Here is a 19,650-nt window from a genome sequence, read left to right on the forward strand (position 1 = left end):
GAAGGCTTAGATATGGAATTACTCAACACAATCGACAGCCCGGCAGACCTGCGCAAACTGACGCGGGCGCAACTCAGGCCGCTGGCCGACGAGTTGCGCGAATTTGTCATCGAATCGGTGGCGCAGACCGGCGGCCACCTGTCGTCCAACCTGGGCACGGTGGAGCTGACGATCGCGCTGCATTACGTTTTCAACACGCCGGAAGACCGCGTGGTGTGGGATGTCGGCCATCAGACCTATCCGCACAAGATCCTGACCGGCCGCCGCGACCGCATGCACACGCTGCGGCAGCTTGACGGCATTTCCGGTTTCCCGCGCCGCAGCGAAAGCGAATACGACACCTTCGGCACCGCCCATTCGTCAACCTCGATTTCCGCCGTGCTGGGCATGGCGCTGGCCGCCAAGACCAAAGGCGAAACCGACCGTCACGCGATCGCCGTGATCGGCGACGGCGCGATGACTGCCGGCATGGTGTTCGAAGCCATGAATAACGCCGGCGTGTATGACGACATCAACATGCTGGTGATCCTGAACGATAACGACATGTCGATCTCGCCGCCGGTCGGCGCCCTGAACCGCTACCTGGCGCGCCTGATGTCGGGGCAGTTCTATGCCCAGGCCAAGAACGTCGGCAAATCGATATTGCCAGGCCCGATGCGGCAGCTGGCCAAGCGTTTCGAAGAACACGCCAAAGGCATGGTGGTGCCTGCCACCATGTTCGAAGAATTCGGTTTCAACTACATCGGCCCGATCGACGGCCACGACCTGGAATCGCTGATTCCGACCTTGCAGAACCTGAAGAACCTGAAGGGGCCGCAGTTCCTGCACGTGGTGACCAAGAAGGGCCAGGGCTACAAGCTGGCGGAAGCAGACCCGGTGCTGTATCACGGCCCGGGCAAGTTCAACCCGGCCGAAGGCATCAAGCCGGCCGCGGTCAGCAAGATGACCTACACCCAGGTATTCGGCGACTGGCTGTGCGACATGGCGGCGCAAGACGACAAGCTGATCGGCATCACCCCGGCGATGTCGGGCGGCTCCGGCCTGGATACGTTCGCCCAGCGTTTTCCGCAGCGCTTCTACGACGTCGGCATCGCCGAGCAGCATGCTGTCACTTTCGCTGCCGGCCTGGCTTGCGAAGGGCTGAAGCCGGTAGTGGCGATCTATTCGACTTTCTTGCAGCGCGCCTATGACCAGCTGATCCACGATGTCGCCCTGCAGAACCTGGACGTGACCTTTGCGCTCGACCGTTCCGGCCTGGTCGGCGCCGATGGCGCCACCCACGCCGGCAACTACGACATGGCGTATCTGCGCTGCATCCCCAACATGGTGGTGATGGCTGCGTCCGACGAAAACGAATGCCGCCAGATGCTGTCGACCGCGTATCACCATAACGGCCCGGCAGCGGTGCGTTATCCGCGCGGGGCCGGTATTGGCGCCGCCATTGTTCCGGAACTGACCACATTGCCTTTGGGTAAAGGCGAAATCAGGCGTCAAGGCCAGAGCGTAGCGATCCTGGCATTCGGTTCCATGCTGGCGCCTAGCGTGGCAGCGGGCGAACTGCTCGACGCCACGGTCGTCAACATGCGTTTCATCAAGCCGCTGGACGTCGAGCTGGTGCTGGAGCTGGCGCAAAGCCACGATGCGCTGGTCACGGTCGAGGAAGGCTCCATCATGGGCGGCGCCGGCTCCGCAGTAGCGGAAGCGCTGGCGGCGGCAGGATGCGTCAAGCCGCTCTTGAATCTGGGCTTGCCGGACCGATTTATAGACCATGGCGACGTCGGCCAGCTGCTGGCGCAATGCGGCCTGAATGCGGAAGGTATCGCCGCATCGATACGCCAGCGCTTCGGCAAGGACCAGCCGCGCCTGGTCGTCAACCAGAATTAAGCGGGCCTGGCCGCCTGCGCCGTTCTCAAGCAATTCAAGCAATTCCAGCCAGGACGCTGCTGCCGATCGAACGGCTGCTTCCAAGCCAGACTTATATCCAACCACCCCGGTTCTCCTGCCGAGCCTGCAGGCGAAGCGGGATCAGGCTGCTGCCGGCAGCCTTTCATTCAAAGGTTAAGCATGAATACTCGTGACCAGAATCTGACGATTCCAGACGTGCAAAGTAGCGTCGACACCCGCCACCTGGCGATCCAGCGCGTTGGCGTAAAAGGCGTGCGTTATCCGGTGACAGTGCGCACCGGAGCAACGGCGCAGCCAACCATCGGCAGCTGGAACATGTACGTGCATCTGCCGGAACAGCAGAAGGGCACCCACATGTCGCGTTTCATCGCCTTGCTGGAAGGCCTGGAAGGGCCGCTGGATGTCGCGTCGTTCGGCGATCTGATGCGCAAGATGGTGACCCTGCTGGACGCCGAGCGCGGCCGCATCGAGCTGACTTTCCCGTATTTCATCAACAAGACCGCGCCGGTTTCCGGCGTGCAGAGCCTGATGGATTACGAAGTGGGCCTGACCGGCGAGATCAGCCAGGGCCAGCTGGAAATCACGCTGAAAGTGCTGGTGCCGGTGACCAGCCTGTGCCCTTGCTCGAAGCAGATTTCTGCCTATGGCGCGCACAACCAGCGCTCGCACATCACCGTCAACGCGGTGCTGGACGGCGAGATCCAGGTCGACCAGCTGATCGCGAAGATCGAAGCGCAGGCATCTTGCGAACTGTTCGGCCTGCTGAAGCGGCCGGACGAAAAATACGTGACCGAGCGCGCGTATGAAAATCCGAAGTTCGTGGAAGACCTGGTGCGCGACGTGGCGGTGGCCCTGAACAATGAACCGCGCGTGCTGGCGTATGTGCTGGAAGCGGAAAATTTCGAGTCTATCCACAACCATTCGGCGTATGCATTGATCGAACACGACAAGCGCGGCAAATAAGCGCGATTGATGTAAAGCGGGCGGGATGATGCCGGTGGCGGCCTCATCCCTTTTTTTACGTGTCCCGCAACCTGTCCTTCTGCCACAACACATCGCTGCCGCCATCCGCGCGGTTCAATACCCGCGACAGCACGAACAGCAAGTCCGACAAACGGTTCACATACTGCCGCACTGCCTCATTCACCGTTTCACTCTTGCCCAGGCTGACGATGCTGCGTTCCGCGCGCCGGCAGACCGTGCGGCAGACATGCGCCAGCGCTGCCGGGCGGTTGCCGCCTGGCAGGATGAAATCCTTGAGCGGCGGCAGGCCGGCATTGTATTTTTCCAGCAGGTCGTCGAGCCGGGCCACCTGGGCCGCGCTGACCAGCGCATAACCGGGAATGCACAGTTCGCCGCCGAGATCGAACAGGTCGTGTTGTATCGATAACAATGCTTCGCGCAGTTCCGCGGCCAGTTGTTCGCACAGCAGCAGGCCCAGCTGCGAATTCAGCTCGTCGACATCGCCGATGGCCTGGATGCGCAGGCTGTCCTTGTCGGTGCGGCTGCCGTCGCCGAGGCCGGTGGTGCCCTTGTCGCCGGTGCGCGTGGCAATCTTTGAGAGTCGGTTACCCATGGTTTTCTGTGTTGATTCGGAGTGGAATGCGGGAGCTTGTACTTTACACCAGCAGAGCGCAGTCCCGCAGAGTAAAATTCAAAGGACAAGGAGACCTTCCAATGAATCACATAGCCGATCTAGCGGCCCAGAAGAAACCGTTGCCCGACGCCTTGCTTGCCACCCTCGGCACTCTGTTTGGCGAACGGTTCTCGACCACCATGGCGATGCGCGAACATCATGGCCGCGACGCCTCTTCGTATGATCCCATGCCGCCGGATGCCGTCGTGTTTGCCGAATCGACCGAAGAGGTCGCCGCTCTGGTCAAGCTGTGCAGCGAATACCAGGTCCCGGTGATTCCTTTCGGCAGCGGCACTTCGCTGGAAGGCCATGTGCTGGCCCTGCAAGGCGGGATTTCCATCGACCTGTCGCGCATGAACCGCCTGCTGGCGATCCATGCCGAAGACCTGACGGCGACGGTGCAGGCCGGCGTCACCCGCAAGCAGCTGAACCACGAAATCAAGGACAGCGGCCTGTTCTTTCCCATCGATCCTGGCGCCGACGCCTCGATCGGCGGCATGGCCGCAACGCGCGCCTCCGGCACCAACGCCGTGCGCTACGGCAGCATGCGCGAGAATACGCTGGCGCTGACGGTGGTGACCGCCGACGGCCGTATCATCAAGACCGGCACCCGCGCCAAGAAATCGGCGGCAGGCTACGACCTGACCCGCATCTTCGTCGGCAGCGAAGGCACGCTGGGCGTGATCACCGAAGTGACCGTCAAGCTCTATCCGCAACCGGAAGCCATTTCGGCCGCGGTCTGTTCGTTCCAGAACATCGCCGACGCCGTCAACGCCGTGATCCAGACCATACAGCTGGGCGTGCCGGTGGCCAGGGTAGAGCTGCTGGATGAAAACGGTGTACGGGCCATCAACGCGCATTCCAAACTGGCGCTGCCGGAACAGCCGCTGCTGCTGTTTGAATTCCACGGCAGCGAGAATGGCGTCAAGGAGCAGGCGGAGCTGGTGCAGGCGGTAGTCGCCGAGCATCATGCCGTGGGTTTTGAATGGGCGACCCGTCCGGAAGACCGTTCGCGCTTGTGGACCGCGCGGCACAACGCCTATTTCGCCTTGCTGCAATTGCGTCCCGGCAGCCGCGCGATTTCCACTGATTGCTGCGTGCCGATCTCGCGCCTGGCGGAATGCATCCTCGAGACCAAGGCCGATTGCGAGGCCAACGGCATGGTGTATTCGATCATCGGTCATGTCGGCGACGGCAATTTCCATGTGCAGATGCTGGTCGATCCCGACGATGCAGCCGACATTGCACGCGCCGAGGGCGTGAATGCGCGCATGGTCAGCCGCGCCATCGGCATGGACGGCACTTGCACCGGCGAGCATGGCGTCGGCCTGCACAAGATCGATTTCCTGATTGAAGAGCATGGCGTGGAAGCGATTGCCACCATGCGCGCGCTGAAACATGCGTTCGATCCGAAGAACATCATGAATCCAGGAAAAATAATCCGGTGGTAAGTCTACGTGTCTAGGTAATAATGCTGAACAAAACCCCATTGATCAATCGCCTGCCGCCGGTGCATGCCTTGTCCGCGTTTGAAGCCGCCGCCCGCCATCGTTCATTTGCACTGGCGGCGGACGAGCTGTGCATCACGCCGTCGGCGCTGTCGCACCGTATCCGTTTGCTGGAAGATTTTGTCGGCGAGCGCCTGTTCTCGCGCGAAGGCAGGACGGTCACCTTGTCCGAATTCGGCCACCGTTACCTGGATGTGGTGCGCAGCGCCTTGCGCACCTTGACCGAGTTCCCGCTGCCGCAGCGTAACGCCCAGGTGCAGCCGCGCGTCAAGATCACCGCGCCGCCGACTTTTGCCCGCCAGCTGCTGATTCCGCATCTGCACGGGTTTGCCAGCCGGCATCCCGAGATCGTGGTCGAGATATTCCTGTCGGTGCCGCTGTACGACCTGAGTTTGACCGAGAGCGATCTCGAAGTACGTTTCGGCGCCGGCAAGTATCCCAACACCACCACCGAGAAACTGTTTGAAGAACCGACCTTCGCCGTCGCCAGCCCCGGATACCTGAAGAAGGTCGGTCCGCTGCACAAGCCTGCCGACCTGCGCAAGGCAAGCCTGCTGCGTTCGGCCCTGGAGCCTTGGCAGCCATGGTTCCAGGCGGCGGGCCTGGACTGGCCTGAACCGTCCTCGGGCTTGCGCGCCGACGACCTTGGCCTGTTGCTGGAGCTGGTGCGCCATGGCCACGGCGTCGGCCTGACCCGCAAGCATTTTGCCCAGCAAATGATCGCGCAAGGGGAAGTGGTGCAGTTGTTCGATATCAGCCTGACTTCGCCGCCCCACGCCTATTACCTGGTGTACCAGCAAAAACCGCAGGAACGGCCGGAAGTGACGACTTTCATTGAATGGATGAAAGATACTTTCAGCCGCATCTGAAGCGGGCGGCCGGTTGCCTGAAAACATTTCACCTGCGCGGCGCAAGCTTTTCAGGCGGATATCCGAGGAAATTGTTCTGTAAAAAACACAATATCGTTATACTCGACAACAGAAAAGACACCCTCAGATAGCCAGCCTGCCAACGGGAAAACAGAATGAATGGGGAAACAGCATCTCCCGCCTCAGCGCCTGCCGAGCCTGCCTTTAGCCCGCTCCGCCAGCAGCAGGTAGTCAGTGCTTTACGGGCGCTGTTGCCGGCGCACGCGCTGTTATCCAATATCGAAGATACCCGGCCCTACGAATGCGATGGCCTGGCCGCTTATCGGCAGACGCCGATGGTGGTGGCGCTGCCCGAGAACGAGGAACAAGTGGTGGCCATCCTCAAGGCTTGCCGCGATCTCAAGGTGCCTATCGTGCCGCGCGGCGCCGGCACCGGCCTGTCCGGCGGCGCCATGCCGATCGCCGACGGCGTGGTCTTGTCCACCGCCAAATTTACCCGCATCGTCAAGCTCGATCCGTATGCGCGGACTGCGGTGGTGCAGCCGGGCGTGCGCAACCTGGCCATTTCCGAAGCGGCAGCCGCGCACGGCCTGTATTACGCGCCAGACCCGTCGTCGCAGATCGCCTGCACCATAGGCGGCAATGTGGCGGAGAATTCCGGCGGCGTGCATTGCCTGAAATACGGCCTTACCGTGCATAACGTGCTGCGGGTGCGGATGGTGACCATCGAAGGCGAAGTGGTCGAACTCGGCAGCGGCGCGCTGGATGCGCCCGGCCTCGACTTGCTGGCGGTCTTCATCGGCTCGGAAGGCATGCTGGGCGTGGTCACCGAGGTCACGGTCAAGCTGATTCCCAAGCCGCAGGCGGCGCGGGTCATCATGGCTTCGTTCGACGACGTGGTGAAGAGCGGCAACGCGGTCGCCAACGTGATCGCCGCCGGCATCATCCCGGCCGGCCTGGAGATGATGGACCGCACCAGCTCACGCATGGTGGAACCCTTCGTCAAGGCCGGCTACGACATCGACGCCGCCGCCATCCTGTTATGCGAATCGGATGGCACCGCGGAAGAAGTGGAAGAGGAAATCGGCCGCATGAGCGCCGTGCTCAACGCCAGCGGCGCCACCCGCATCGAAGTTTCGAGTTCGGAGGCCGAGCGCCTGCGCTTCTGGTCGGGCCGCAAGAATGCCTTTCCGGCGGCCGGCCGCATTTCACCCGATTACTACTGCATGGACGGCACCATCCCGCGCAAGAACCTGGCGCAGGTGCTGCTGGGCATCGAACAGATGGAAAACAAATACGGCCTGCGCTGCGCCAATGTGTTCCATGCCGGCGACGGCAACCTGCATCCGCTGATTTTGTTCGACGCCAATGTGCCGGGCGAATTCCACCGCGCGGAAGAATTCGGCGCCGAAATCCTCGAACTGTGCGTTGCCGTCGGCGGCACCATCACGGGCGAACACGGCGTCGGCATCGAAAAGATCAATTCGATGTGCGTACAGTTTTCGCCGCTGGAGCGTGACGCTTTCTTCAATGTCAAACGCGCCTTCGATACCGCATTCCTGCTCAATCCGGACAAGGCGATCCCCACTTTGCAACGCTGCGCCGAGTACGGCAAGATGCATGTGCAGCGCGGCCAGCTGAAATTTGCGGAACTCCCGCGCTTCTAAACCAGACCCGACAATATGGACGCAGAATCATTCATGCAGCAGGCTAAAGCGCAGGTTCTCGCCGCCGCTGCAGAACGCCGGCCGCTGGAAATCCGCGGCGGCGGCAGCAAGCGCTGGTATGGCCAGCAGGTGCAGGGCGAGCTGCTCGACACGCGCGGCTATAGCGGCGTCATCGATTATGAGCCGACCGAACTGGTGATCACCGCCCGTTGCGGCACGCCGCTGGCCGAGATCGAGGCGCTGCTGGCGCAGCGCAACCAGATGCTGCCATTCGAACCGCCGCATTTCGGCAGCACCGCGACGTTGGGCGGCATGGTCGCCAGCGGCTTGTCCGGGCCGTCGCGGCAGGCGGTCGGCGCATTGCGCGACTTCGTGCTGGGTGCAGTACTGATGGACGGCAAAGGCGATGTCCTGCATTTCGGCGGCCAGGTCATGAAGAATGTGGCGGGATACGATGTGTCGCGCCTGCTGGCCGGCTCGCTTGGCACGCTGGGTTTGATCCTGGAAGTTTCGCTGAAAGTATTGCCGCGTCCGCTCGCCAGCAGCAGCCGCCGGTTCGCCATGGCCGAAGCGGAGGCGATACGCAGCCTCAACCAGTGGGGTGGCTTGCCTTTGCCGATTTCCGCCAGTTGCTGGCAGGACGGCCAGTTGACGTTGCGCCTGTCCGGCGCGCAGGCTGCGGTGAGCGCGGCCGAAAAGAACCTTGGCGGCGAAGCGGTCGCCGATGCGGACGATTTCTGGCAGGCGCTGCGTGAGCAGACACACGCCTTTTTTGCTCCGATGGCGGCGCAGAAGCCCTTGTGGCGGCTGGCGCTGCCATCGACTGCAGCACCGCTGGTATTACCCGGTACTACCCTGATTGAATGGGGTGGGGCGCAGCGCTGGCTGTTCACTGATGCCGACGCGCAGGCGGTGCGGGGCGCGGCGTCCGCCGCCGGCGGCCATGCCACGCTGTACCGCGGCGGCGACAAAGATGCCGGCGTGTTTCATCCGCTGGCGCCGGCGGTGGCGCAGATTCACCGGCGTTTGAAATCCAGCTTCGATCCCGCGGCGATCTTTAATATCGGCCGCATGTATCGGGACTTCTAGTCCGAACCTCAACCAACCTCTAGCGCAGCAAGCCATGCAAACCAATCTAGCCGACTTCATCAAGAATACACGCGCAGGCAAGGAGGCCGATGCCATTCTGCGCGCCTGCGTGCATTGCGGATTCTGCACGGCTACCTGCCCGACATATCAATTGCTGGGCGACGAGCTGGATGGTCCGCGCGGCCGCATTTATCTGATCAAGCAGGTATTGGAAGGGGCCAAGGCTACCGTCAAGACCCAGTCCCACCTGGACCGCTGCCTGACTTGCCGCAATTGCGAATCGACTTGCCCATCCGGGGTCGAATACGGCCGCCTGCTCGATATCGGCCGCAAGGTGGTGGAAGATCAGGTGCCGCGGCCTTTCGCGCAGCAGCTGACGCGCAAGTTGTTGAAAGAATTCCTGCCGCGTCCCTGGCTGTTCAAGCCGGCCATGGCGGCTGGACAATTGCTGCGACCTCTGCTGCCGCGCAAATTGAAAAACAAGGTTCCGGAAAAACAGCAAGCAGGGATTTTTCCGCGCCGCGAGCATGCGCGCAAGATGTTGTTGCTGGACGGCTGCGTACAGCCTGCGATGTCGCCCAATATCAACCACGCCACGGCACGGGTGTTCGATGCGCTCGAGGTGCAGCTGCTAGTGGCGCCCAAGGCCGGCTGCTGCGGCGCCATTCGCTATCACCTGAACGATCAGGCCGGCGGCCTGGACGACATGCGGCGCAACATCGACGCCTGGTGGCCGTATGTCATCGGCAGCAATGGACAAGGCGTCGAGGCGATCGTCATGACTGCCTCAGGTTGCGGCGTCACTGTCAAGGAATACGGCCATCTGCTGGCGGCCGATCCGGCCTATGCCGTCAAGGCCAAAGCCATTTCAGCGCTGACCAAGGACCTGAGCGAAATCTTGCCGGCGTTCGAAGCAGAGCTGCAGGAAAAACTGCATGGCAAATTTCCCCAGCGCGTGGTTTACCATCCGCCATGCACCTTGCAGCACGGCCAGCAGATCCACGGCAAGGTGGAAGGGCTGTTGCGCAGCGTCGGCGTCGATGTGCAGCTGTGCGCCGACAGCCATTTGTGCTGCGGTTCGGCCGGCACCTATTCCGTATTGCAGCCGGAACTGTCGTATCGCCTGCGCGACAACAAGCTGAACAGCCTGCAGGCGACCCAGCCGGACATGATCGTCTCCGCCAATATCGGCTGCCTGACCCATCTGCAATCAGGCACGCAGACGCCGGTCAGGCATTGGATAGAACTGCTGGACCAGGCGCTGGCCTGACGGTCAAGGTCAGCGGCGCGGCGTCGTTAAAACTGATGGCGGATGCCGATTGCCGCGACAATCTGCTTGCCATTGGAAGACGGCGTCCCATTTTGCGAATCGCCGACAACTGCGACGGCGTCGACCGCTGTCACCCCATCTTTACCCAAGGTCTGGCCGCGCGCCTTTTGATAGGCTTCCAGGAAGTAGAGTGCGGTGCGTTTGGAGAAATCGTAGGTCTGTTCCAGGGACAGCTGCTGATAGCGGGCCGGGTTGCTTATGCCGTTGGCGGCCGATTCGCGCGTATAGCTGTAGCCGGCTGCCAGCGTGACGGCCGGTGTCAGTTTATAGCTTGAAATCAGGCCTGCCGTGTTGAAGCTGGCCTGATGCGTAAACAAGGAAGCTGCTCCGGGCGTCATCTGGACATTGGAAAAATTCAGGCCCAGCATCAGGTTGCCCGACGCCTGGTAGCGCGCGGCGGCGGCGATCATCTGCACCGACCTGGCGGAGGCATAACCGGCGTTGACGGGAGACTGGGCATAACTGCCCGAGGTGACGTTCGGATCCCAGGGCGCAAAGCCTTTCAGGTTGTTGTTGGTCAGCTTGAGGTATCCCAGCGCAACGCTAAACGCGTTGATGTCATAGCGCAGCGCCGCACTCACGGTATTGCCCGAGCCCATGGTTCCGGCATTTTCGCCGAAACCATACAAGGCGCTGGCCTGGAAACCGGCTATCACCGGTGTCGCATAGACCAGGGAATTGTTGATGCGTATGGTCGTGTCGAGGCCGTCCAGGTCGCCTGGATGGGAACCTGTGGCGCCTGTCAGCACGCCGGTTGGCCCCAGCCCGCCGACGTAACGCCAATACGGCGTGTACTGGCGCCCGAGGGTAAAAGTGCCATAGCCGGCATTGCTCAAGCCGATAAAGGACTGGCGGTTGAACGCCTTGCTGGGATCGCTCTGGGCGCCATTGTCGATGTTGAATCCCTGCTCCAGCGTGAAGAGGGCTTTGCTGCCGCCGCCCAGGTCTTCGCTGCCGCTGAAACCCAGTTTGCTGGCATTCAGGTTGCCGCTGTTCATATAGGTGTTGGCGTGGCCGCGCTGGCTGCTGGAGTAGATGATTGCAGCGTCGGCGGTGCCATAGATGGTGACGCTGTTTTGCGCGCGGACATGGCTTGCGCCGGCCAGCGAGGCCGCTGCAGTCAGCAGCGCCAGTGTTTTATGTTTCATGTGTCTCCCGTATAGTTATTGGACTGCTGGCTTGGTGATTCTTATCTGGATTTCTCGGTAGCCATCGACGATGGCATCGCTCACGACGGGGGCATTTGAGGCCAGCCGGCGAGTTTCATGTTTTGGCAGGAGCAGGGCCACGATGTCGGACGCCGGCTGCACGCCGCTGCATCCGACCGTGATTTCCAGGACCGATGCGTGGCTCTGCACATGGATTTTCCACAGGCTGCTCTGGCCGTTCTTGTAGGCATGGCTGGCGCCGTCGTCGTCGAAAAATTCAGCGGCGAAACTGCCGTCGGCCTGGTGCGGAAAGAGCATGAAGCCTTGCTGGTGCGCGGGCCGGTTGAAATGCTGTTCGGCGACATTGACGGCGATGGCGCTGCCGGCCCTGGCCAGCAGCGGCGGCTGGTCGCCGACGGCAGGCAGCACAATTTCCTGCCCGCCATGATGATGCGCACCGCTCCAGAAATCGTACCAGCCGGCGCCGGCCGGAAGATATACGGTGCGGCTGTGCTGGCCCGGCTCTACCACGGCAGCCAGCAGCAGGTTTGGGCCGACCAGCATGTCGTCGTTTTCCGCGAAGCATTGTGGATCGTCGGGAAACGCCAGGAAGGTCGGCTTGATCATCGGTTCGTAGTGCTGGTGATAGCGCCACAGCAGATCGTAGAAATACGGCGTCAGGCGGGCGCGCAGCTTTAGCAGGTTGCGGATGGCGCCGGTGATTTCCGGATACATCCAGGCTTCGTTGACGGTCTTGTCGTCGTTCCACGAGTGGATCGAAAAGCGCGGCATGAAAATGCCGAACTGGACCCAGCGCAGCAACAGCTCCGGGCCCGGAGCCGGGCCGCTGAAGCCGCCTATATCATGGCCGGTGTTGGAGACGCCGGACAAGGCCAGGCCGATGCCCATCTTGATGTTGTACTTGAGCGTCTGCCATGAAGTGTAGTTGTCGCCGGACCAGGTCTGCGCATAACGCTGCATGCCGGCCGCGCCGGAACGCGAAACCAGGTAGGGACGCTGTTGCGGCGCGAAGGCGGTTTGCGCTTCTCGCGAAGCCATCATCATCAGCAAGGTTTGCAAGCCCTTGGCTTGGACTGCCTTGAACGGCTTGCCGAAGCCGTTGGCGACGGCTTGCGGATTGAGCACCTGGAATTCGTTATTGTCGTTCCAGGTGCTGGCGATGCCGTATTCCAGCAGAGAGCTGGTCACCGACTGCTTCCACCAGTCGAAGGTGTCGGGGTTGGTGAAATCCAGGTAGGCGCCGATTTCATCCCAGAACTGCACCATCTCCGGTTCGCCGTCCTGGTCGGTGATGAACAGGCCAAGGTCCCGTGCTTCGGCAAAACAGGGATGGTCCTGCAGCAGGCACGGCTTGATATTGGCGCACAGGTGCACGCCATGCTTCAGGTAGTGCTGCGCAAATTCCTTGGGATCGGGGAATTTCTCGCGATTCCAGTTGAAGACATACCGTTTGTCACCGATCGAGGTGTAGCCGGAGGACAGGTGGAACGACTCGCACAGCATGTCGTGCCGCTCGCAGTTTTCCAGGAATTCATTCATCTTTTCCTGTGCGTTCGGAGCGTCGGTATACGTCATGGTCGAACCGGAATAACCCAGGCCCCATTTCGGCGTGAACGCCGGCTGGCCGGTCATCCAGGTATAGCGCCGCACCACTTGCTCCATGTCGTCGCCGGCGATGAAGTAATAATCCAGGTCGCCATGGTCGGCGACGAAATAGCGGTAGTGGCCATGGTAGTTGTCCATCTCGCAGCCCATGTCCAGCTTGCCTTCCGACAGCGTGTCGTAGAACAGGCCGAAACTGGTTTTCTGCCGCTTGTTCCAGGTCAGGTAGAACGGGATGTGCTTGTACAAGACATCCGTGCTGCTGGCGTTGTAGCCCATTGCATCGATGGTTTTCAGGGAATAGCTGCGGCCATGGCGGTTGGTGTCGCCGCTGCGTTCGCCGAGGCCGAAATACATTTCGTCGCGAGCGTCGCGCTTGAGGTAGTGATAGACCTTGTCGTCCCAGTAGCCGAAATTCACATGTTGCGTGCTGCGATCCTGTGCGACGTTTTGCCAGACGCCGTCCTTGCGGGTTTCCCAGCTGCAGAAGAAGCCTTTGAGCTGCACCGTTAGCCGGATTTTTCCGGTCTCGACCTGCAAGGCGCCGCCATGTTCTTCCGCCGTGTAAGCAGGCTGTGCGAAACCTGACAACGAGAAGCGGTCGCGTCCTGCCAGCGGCAGCTGCTGGTCGCCCGGCGCAATCGCCCAGGTATGAGGAAAGTGCAGGCTGGCGTCGGGCAGCACCATGACGCGGATGATGTCTTGTTCCAGCACGAAGATGTGGGCGGCCTGGCCGCCGGATCCCTTGAGCGTCAGCATGGCGCCCTTGCGAGCGGTGAGATGAAACTCGGGTATTTGTTTGACTGACATGAGAATCTCCAGTTTCTGGTTCAGTTGCCGGCAACGCTGCTGTCTTTGTAGCCGCGATACAGCAGGAACAGGATCGTTACGCCCACCACGTCAAACATGCCTAGCGCGGCGAACAGCGGGGTATAGCCGATGGATTCGGCCAACTGCCCGATCAGCAGCGAAAACGAGAGCCCGCCGATCCAGCTGATCATGCCGGTCAGGCCGTTGGCCGTGCCGACTTCGCGGGTGTTGAAGACGTCGGTGGTCATGGTGTTGACCAGGCCGGAAATCATTTGATGGGAAAAGCCGCCTATGCAAAACAGGGCGATCGCCACGTAGGGGCTTTCTACATAGCCGACAAAACCGACGCTGGTCATCAGCAGTGCGCCGGTGGCGATGCCGGCGATGCGCGAGCTGACCAGCTTGAATTTGAAATGCTTCATCAGGAACGGCGACAGATAACCGCCCAGGATGCCGCCCATGTCGGCGGCAAAGAATGGCATCCAGCCGAAGATGGCGAACTCTTTCAGGTTCATGCCGCGCACCGAAATGAAGTACAGCGGTATCCAGAAATTGAAGGTTTGCCAGGCTGGTTCTGCCAGGAAGCGGGTGATTGCGATCCCCCAGAAGCGGCGGGTGCTGACGATCGTCCGCACCGATGGCTTGGCGTGGGCCTGGCTTTCGGCAATGCTTTCCTGGCCGGAGAGGATATAAGCGCGCTCCGTATCGGACAGGTTGGGATGGTCTTTAGGGGCGCGGTAAAAGAAGAACCACAAGCCGGCAAAGATGAAACCCAGCGCGCCGGTCGCGACAAATGCCGATTGCCAGCCGTGCTTGTAGAGCAGCCATGCTACGAGCACCGGTGCGATCACCGCGCCCATCGAGGTGCCAGCGTTGAAATAACCCACGGCCACCGAGCGCTCTTGTTTGGGAAACCACTCCGATACTGCTTTTACCCCGGCCGGAATCGCGACAGCTTCGGTCAGACCGAGCAAGCCGCGGAAAAACGCCAGCGATATCCAGCCGGTGGCAAGGCCGTGCAGCATGCCAACCACCGACCAGGCGGCGGCAAACAGGGCAAAGCCCACTTTCAAGCCGAGAAAATCGATGATGTAGCCGCATACCGGCTGCATGATGGTGTAGGCCACCTGGAACGCCGCCACCACATACGAATATTCCTTGGTGCTGAACGCCAGGTCGTGTTTCAGCGTATCCGCCAGCACGCCCAGCGAGTTGCGCGAGATGTAGTTAAGTATGGTGCCAAAACAGACGAGGGCAATAATCCACCAGCGCAGACCTTTGATACGTTTCATTGTTTTGTCTCGGTTAGTTTTTATTTATGTGATTGATATCTGACTGAGCGCCAGCCCGGCGTTACGACGGTTCCGGAATATCCGGACCGGAAAAATCCATCCGCAAATCGCAGCTGAACGTGTGGCCGGGGGATAATGTCTGCAAACCGGTATTGGGGAGGCCGGATTGCGCCAGGTTGACTGCATTTGCCACATGGGTCACCGGTTCGATGCAGAAGTAGTCGCCCGCCTTGGGGGCATGCAGCACCAGGTGCGACAGCAGGGGGGAGGCGGAGATCGCGATCTGGTGTTGCCGGCCGTCTCCGATCGTGGCTCGCCGGTTCCAGCCGCCGTAATACAGCGTCAGTTCCTCATCTTGCGTAATGCCGCGCGGAACGTCGTAGTCATGTTGCAGAGGGACGCCGCCGACGCCAGTGGCGACATGTCCGGCATCGGCTTGCCATAACTGTTGCGCGGCAAAGGAAACCTGGCGCGCAAAGCGCCGCGGGAAATACGGGTGGAAACCTGCGCCGAGCGGCATGGGAGGAAGCGCTGCATCGCCGGTATTGGTGACTTCCATCTTCATGGCAAGCGCGCCGGCCACCAGGCTTATCGTCTGTTTTGCCTGGAAGCGCCAGGGCCAGCCGCTGTCGCCGGCGGCATGGACATACAGCATGGCGGCGCTGCTGCCGTCGCAATCCAGCAGCTGCCACTCGGCGCGGTGGCCAAAACCGTGCATGGCGTGCGGTTCTCCCGGGTGTAGCGGCAGGCTGATGTCCAGGCCGGCCCAGGAAAATGCGCCGCCGCGGATACGGTTGGAGAATGGCAGCAACGGGTAGATGCCGGCCTTGGGCCAGGCACTTGCCTGGAAGCCGTGGCGGCGGCAGTGTTCCGGCATGGGGACGATCCAGTCGATCGCACGTCCGTCTTGCAACGAGCTGAGAGAAGTGACGCGGCCGCCGGCGGACGGCGACAGCGTCAAATGCCAGCCGCCGTTGCCGAGGCTGATTTCCGGTGCGAGCAGGAGTGTTTTCATTGGGCGCTCACTGGATGCTTTAGCGCAGCAGGCAAGGCTTCTTGTTATCGAATTTCCAGCCAGGGATCAGGTATTGCATGGCCACGGCGTCGTCGCGTGCACCCAGCCCCATGCCGCGGTAGAGCTGGTGCGCCGCTTCCAGTTCTGCCAGGTCGAGCTCGATGCCAAGCCCTGGTTTTTTCGGCACTTCGACCATGCCGCCGGCGATCTGCAGCGGCTCTTTGGTCAGGCGCTGGCCATCTTGCCAGATCCAGTGCGTGTCGATGGCGGTGATGTCGCCCGGCGCCGCCGCGGCGACATGGGTGAACATCGCCAGCGAGATATCGAAATGGTTATTGGAATGCGAACCCCAGGTCAGGCCCCATTCGCGGCACATCTGCGCCACCCGCACCGAGCCCTGCATGGTCCAGAAGTGCGGATCGGCCAGCGGGATGTCTACCGACTGCAGCTGGATCGCGTGGCCCATCTCGCGCCAGTCTGTCGCGATCATGTTGGTGGCGGTCTGCAAGCCAGTGGCGCGGCGGAATTCCGCCATCACTTCACGTCCTGAAAAACCGTTCTCGGCGCCGCAAGGATCTTCGGCATAGGCCAGCACCGCATGCTGGTCGCGGCACAGACGAATGGCATCCTTGAGCAGCCAGCCGCCGTTCGGATCAAGCGTGATGCGGGCCGCCGGGAAACGTTCGGCCAGCGCCGTCACCGCTTCGATTTCGTCTTCGCCGCGCAGCACGCCGCCCTTCAGTTTGAAATCGTTGAAGCCGTAGCGTTGGTACGCGGCTTCGGCCAGCGCCACCACTGCCTGGGAGCTCAGGGCGGGTTCATGGCGCAGCCGCAGCCAGTCGTCGGCGGCGTCCGGTGCGCTGGCGTAGGGCAGGTCGGTGGCGTTGCGGTCGCCGACGTAGAACAGGTAACCGAGCATTTTCACCGCATCGCGCTGCTGGCCTTCGCCCAGCAATGCCGCTACCGGCACGCCGAGGAATTTGCCCAGCAGGTCGAGCAGCGCGGCCTCGAGCGCCGTCACCGCATGGATCGCGATACGCAGGTCGAAGGTTTGCAGGCCGCGGCCGCCGGCGTCGCGGTCGCCGAACGCCGTGCGCGCGCTGTTGAGGATGGCCTGGTAGTTGCCTATGGATTTCCCCAGCAGCAGCGGGCGCGCATCTTCCAGCGTCTGCCGGATGCGTTCGCCGCCCGGCACTTCGCCCACGCCGGTATTGCCGGCGCTGTCGCTGAGGATCACGATGTTGCGCGTGAAGTAGGGGCCGTGCGCGCCGCTCAGGTTGAGCAGCATGCTGTCGCGGCCGGCTACCGGCACCACGCGCATGTCGACGATATGGGGAGTGCCAGGGACCGGAGAGCTGGTGTTCGAATCTGTCATGAAAGGTTGCCTGTGGCTGTGTTTGTTGTGGTGATTTGTTGTCTTAATTGCTAAAAATGGGACCGCTACCAAATCGTATTCGAGTAAATGGTAGCGGTCCCATTTTTGGCTGTCAACGGATTTTTTGCGAAACGAGGAGTTAAACGCTGGCGCGCTCTATGATGGAGAAGCCGAGATCGCAGATCGGTTCGGCCACGCTTTTGCCTTCGGAGCGGTCGATGATGAAACGCGCCGCGGTGCTGCCGATTGCGGTGCCGTCGATACGGACCGTGGTCAGCGGCGGATGCAGGTCGCGCGAAAAACTGAGGTCGCCCAGGCCGATGACGGCTAGCTGGCCGGGGATGGCGATGCCGCTGGCTTGCGCTTCTATCATCACGCCCAGGGCCAGCAGGTCGGAGCTGCAAAACACGGCGTCGATATCAGGTGCGCGCTGCAATAATTCCCGCAGTCCGCTACGGCCATTGCCAAGCGTGGTGGGCGCCGTCACCAGGCAGGCCGGCACTTCGGTTTCCTGCGGCCGCGCCATGCCGAGCCGGACCGCGGCCTCGGAAAACGCCGTGGCGCGGCGCCGGCTGCGCTCATCGTCGCCGCTGATGGCGGCCACCCGGCGCTTGCCTTTGCTGTGCAGGTATTGCGCCACTGCGGCGCCGATCTTTTCGTGGGAAAAACCGACCAGCATGTCGACCGGGGTCGGCGTCAGGTCCCAGGTTTCCACCACCGGGATGCCGCTTGCCAGCAAGCGCCGGCGCGCCTGCGGCGAACGGGTGATGCCGGTCAGCACGATGCCGTCCGGACGGCGGCCGATAATGGCGTCGAGCAAGGCATCCTCGCGCGAGTTTTCATAGCCGCTCTGGCCCAGCATCACCTGGTAGCCGGCGCCGGCCAGGGTGTCGGTCAGCGCTTCCACGGTTTCCAGGAACATCGGGCCGGACAGGGTCGGCACCACGGCTGCCACCAGGCGGCTTTTCTGCGAGGCCAGCGCGCCGGCCAGCAGGTTCGGCACATAACCGGTCTGCAATACGGCGGCTTGTACTTTTTGCAGGACCTTGGCGGAGACGGCGTCTGGCGTATTCAGCGCGCGCGACGCCGTAATCGGGGCGACACCCGCGAGTTTGGCGACGTCGCGCAAGGTGAAGCCGCCGGCTTTACGGCTGCCTTGGCGGCTGCCTTTGCGGCGCGCGGCGACATCGGCGACGACAGCATTCATCAAGGATTCTTTTTCCATGGTGAAATTCTAACATTAGAAAATGATACCGTTACCATTTTGCTGGGCAATGCGACAAAATGCGATTTGCATTCTCCCCCACGCGGGGCAAATCCCATCATAATAAAAGCCTTTGAAAAATCCGCACGGGACAGGGTTCATGCCAGAGATATCAACGCTAAATCTTAACGGTCGCCAGCGGGAGCTGTTGAGTTATGTGCAACGTGACGGCTTCGTGACGGTAGAGCATCTGGCGACGCGTTTCAAGATCACCCAGCAGACGATACGGCGCGACATCAACCTGCTGGCGGAACTGAACCTGCTGCAGCGTTATCACGGTGGCGTCGGCCTGCCTTCCAGCGCCGAGAATATCGCTTACGGCGCCCGGCAAGGCTTGTATTCCGAGGAGAAGCGCCGCATCGCCGCACTGGTGGTGGAGCACATTCCCGACCAGGCCACGCTGTTCATCAACCTCGGTACGACCAACGAGGAAGTCGCCAAGGCCCTGAGCCGGCGCCGCAACCTGCGCGTCATCACCAATAACCTGAACGTGGCTGCCATCATGAGCGGTTATCCGGGCTGCGAGGTGATCATCACCGGCGGCGTGGTGCGCGCCCGCGACCTCGGCATCACCGGCGAAGAAACCATCGATTTCATCCGCCGCTTCAAGGTCGATTTCGGCATCATCGGCATCTCCAGCATCGAAGCCGACGGCACTTTGCGTGATTTCGATTATCGCGAGGTGCGGGTGTCGGAAGCGATCATCGAGCATTCGCGCACCGTATTCCTGGTGGCCGACCACTCGAAGTTCTGGCGGCCGGCGCTGGTGCGGCTTGGCGATATTTCGAAAATCAATGCGCTGTTTACCGACAAGCCGGTGCCGGAAACCATGGCCGGCATTTTCGAAGAAGCGAAAATCGATGTGTTCGTTGCTGACGACGGCGCGTCTGCAGACTAGCAAATAATCCCGCAGGGCCGTTCGTGCGCTGCAATCCTCCCCTGGCCTTGAATCTGTGGATAGTGTTTATCTATCCATAATTAAGTTTATATCTATCGGATAATTGCTTTTGATAAATATAAACGATTATCAATGTTCGAATTCGAACAATATACTTTCGAATATAAATATTTTATGATGTGCGGTGACATTACAGGCTGCGTGCGGTATTAGCGTGGCTT

Annotated in this window: 15 protein-coding genes; 8 read left to right on the top strand and 7 right to left on the bottom strand. The window is 61.3% G+C overall.

Annotated features, from left to right (window positions below; all coding sequences use genetic code 11):
* The first annotated feature begins 12 nt into the window (after positions 1–12).
* Positions 13–1,884: a 1-deoxy-D-xylulose-5-phosphate synthase gene (gene dxs, locus CFter6_RS04660; protein WP_061538932.1), complete on the top strand. Its 1,872-nt coding sequence runs from the start codon at positions 13–15 to the stop codon at positions 1,882–1,884.
* 180 nt (positions 1,885–2,064) lie between these two features.
* Positions 2,065–2,868: a GTP cyclohydrolase FolE2 gene (gene folE2 / locus CFter6_RS04665; protein WP_061538933.1), complete on the top strand. Its 804-nt coding sequence runs from the start codon at positions 2,065–2,067 to the stop codon at positions 2,866–2,868.
* A gap of 55 nt (positions 2,869–2,923) precedes the next feature.
* Here the strand turns inward: folE2 and CFter6_RS04670 are convergent, their stop codons facing one another.
* The gene (locus tag CFter6_RS04670; protein ID WP_061538934.1) at positions 2,924–3,481 is read right to left on the bottom strand and encodes a cob(I)yrinic acid a,c-diamide adenosyltransferase; all 558 of its coding nucleotides are present in this window, start codon (positions 3,479–3,481) and stop codon (positions 2,924–2,926) included.
* Between the two features lie 101 nt (positions 3,482–3,582).
* Between CFter6_RS04670 and CFter6_RS04675 the strand changes: the two genes are divergently transcribed.
* The 5 genes from CFter6_RS04675 to glcF all read left to right on the top strand — a co-directional run bounded on the left by CFter6_RS04675 (position 3,583) and on the right by glcF (position 9,944).
* Positions 3,583–4,992 carry an FAD-binding oxidoreductase gene (locus tag CFter6_RS04675; RefSeq protein ID WP_061538935.1) on the top strand — a complete coding sequence of 470 codons (1,410 nt, stop codon included), beginning with the start codon at positions 3,583–3,585 and terminating at the stop codon, positions 4,990–4,992.
* Positions 4,993–5,030: 38 nt separating this feature from the next.
* Complete coding sequence (locus CFter6_RS04680) at positions 5,031–5,918, top strand: LysR substrate-binding domain-containing protein (protein WP_150118878.1); 888 nt, start codon at positions 5,031–5,033, stop codon at positions 5,916–5,918.
* Positions 5,919–6,073: 155 nt separating this feature from the next.
* On the top strand, positions 6,074–7,585 hold the full coding sequence (locus tag CFter6_RS04685; protein WP_061538937.1) for an FAD-linked oxidase C-terminal domain-containing protein: 1,512 nt from the start codon (positions 6,074–6,076) through the stop codon (positions 7,583–7,585).
* A 33-nt stretch (positions 7,586–7,618) separates the two neighbouring features.
* Positions 7,619–8,674, top strand: coding sequence for a glycolate oxidase subunit GlcE (gene glcE, locus CFter6_RS04690; protein WP_061542213.1), 1,056 nt, complete (start codon positions 7,619–7,621; stop codon positions 8,672–8,674).
* A 34-nt stretch (positions 8,675–8,708) separates the two neighbouring features.
* On the top strand, positions 8,709–9,944 hold the full coding sequence (gene glcF, locus CFter6_RS04695) for a glycolate oxidase subunit GlcF (RefSeq protein WP_061538938.1): 1,236 nt from the start codon (positions 8,709–8,711) through the stop codon (positions 9,942–9,944).
* A 26-nt stretch (positions 9,945–9,970) separates the two neighbouring features.
* Here glcF and CFter6_RS04700 read toward each other — a convergent pair whose 3' ends face one another.
* The 6 genes from CFter6_RS04700 to CFter6_RS04725 form a co-directional block, all read right to left on the bottom strand.
* Positions 9,971–11,152, bottom strand: coding sequence for a porin (locus CFter6_RS04700; RefSeq protein ID WP_061538939.1), 1,182 nt, complete (start codon positions 11,150–11,152; stop codon positions 9,971–9,973).
* A gap of 15 nt (positions 11,153–11,167) precedes the next feature.
* Entirely contained in the window at positions 11,168–13,585 is a 2,418-nt protein-coding gene (locus tag CFter6_RS04705; protein ID WP_061538940.1) for a glycoside hydrolase family 31 protein, read from the bottom strand.
* A gap of 20 nt (positions 13,586–13,605) precedes the next feature.
* On the bottom strand, positions 13,606–14,877 hold the full coding sequence (locus CFter6_RS04710) for an MFS transporter (protein ID WP_061538941.1): 1,272 nt from the start codon (positions 14,875–14,877) through the stop codon (positions 13,606–13,608).
* A 61-nt stretch (positions 14,878–14,938) separates the two neighbouring features.
* The gene (locus CFter6_RS04715; protein WP_061538942.1) at positions 14,939–15,892 is read right to left on the bottom strand and encodes an aldose 1-epimerase; all 954 of its coding nucleotides are present in this window, start codon (positions 15,890–15,892) and stop codon (positions 14,939–14,941) included.
* A 19-nt stretch (positions 15,893–15,911) separates the two neighbouring features.
* The gene (gene gudD, locus CFter6_RS04720; protein ID WP_061538943.1) at positions 15,912–17,267 is read right to left on the bottom strand and encodes a glucarate dehydratase; all 1,356 of its coding nucleotides are present in this window, start codon (positions 17,265–17,267) and stop codon (positions 15,912–15,914) included.
* 139 nt (positions 17,268–17,406) lie between these two features.
* Positions 17,407–18,492, bottom strand: a complete 1,086-nt coding sequence (locus CFter6_RS04725; protein ID WP_082814595.1) for a LacI family DNA-binding transcriptional regulator — start codon at positions 18,490–18,492, stop codon at positions 17,407–17,409.
* 139 nt (positions 18,493–18,631) lie between these two features.
* Between CFter6_RS04725 and CFter6_RS04730 the strand changes: the two genes are divergently transcribed.
* Positions 18,632–19,429 (top strand): DeoR/GlpR family DNA-binding transcription regulator, encoded by a 798-nt coding sequence (locus CFter6_RS04730; RefSeq protein ID WP_061538945.1) that lies wholly within the window; start codon positions 18,632–18,634, stop codon positions 19,427–19,429.
* Positions 19,430–19,650: the final 221 nt, after the last annotated feature.

Origin of the sequence: Collimonas fungivorans (assembly GCF_001584145.1) — a bacterium.
Lineage (GTDB): Bacteria > Pseudomonadota > Gammaproteobacteria > Burkholderiales > Burkholderiaceae_D > Collimonas > Collimonas fungivorans.